This is a genomic window from Clostridium homopropionicum DSM 5847 (assembly GCF_001263795.1).
Lineage (GTDB): Bacteria > Bacillota > Clostridia > Clostridiales > Clostridiaceae > Clostridium_H > Clostridium_H homopropionicum.
Window position 1 is genome coordinate 1 of record NZ_LHUR01000043.1, and the last position, 603, is coordinate 603.

The window sequence follows — 603 nt, forward strand, 5'->3', positions numbered from 1 at the left end:
TGGGGTGAAGTCGTAACAAGGTAGCCGTAGGAGAACCTGCGGCTGGATCACCTCCTTTCTAGGGAGAAATGAAAGCATCACAGCTTTCATAGACTGGTTCTTAATTCTGTTTAATTTTGAGAGACTAAATCTCTCAATTTAAAATAATATCTTATAGTATCAACAACTGGTCTTACAAGAGGTATTATCGGTTGCTGATGTTTCTTAGTGGGGGTATAGCTCAGTTGGGAGAGCACCTGCCTTGCACGCAGGGGGTCAAGAGTTCGAATCTCTTTATCTCCACCATTCAGGGTCTATAGCTCAGCTGGTTAGAGCGCACGCCTGATAAGCGTGAGGTCGATGGTTCGAGTCCATTTAGACCCACCAATTGTTCTTTGAAAATTGCACAGTGAATATTTGAAAATTATAGTTTCGCATAAGCGAAACAACATTCATTAGTAACTCTAAATGAAAATATGTGAATAGGTCAAGTTAATAAGGGCGCACGGTGAATGCCTTGGCACTAGGAGCCGATGAAGGACGTGATAAGCTGCGATAAGCTGCGGGTAGGCGCAAATAGCCTGTGATCCGCAGATTTCCGAATGGGGAAACCCATCTAGCTAA

General features: G+C 43.6%; 2 tRNA genes and 2 rRNA genes. All 4 read left to right on the plus strand.

Going from position 1 to position 603, the window contains the following annotated elements:
- Positions 1–58 (plus strand): 16S ribosomal RNA (locus CLHOM_RS17165); the annotation flags it as partial.
- A gap of 151 nt (positions 59–209) precedes the next feature.
- A tRNA-Ala gene (locus CLHOM_RS17170) sits at positions 210–285 on the plus strand.
- Between the two features lie 4 nt (positions 286–289).
- Positions 290–366 (plus strand) — tRNA-Ile (locus CLHOM_RS17175).
- A gap of 98 nt (positions 367–464) precedes the next feature.
- Positions 465–603 (plus strand): 23S ribosomal RNA (locus CLHOM_RS17180); the annotation flags it as partial.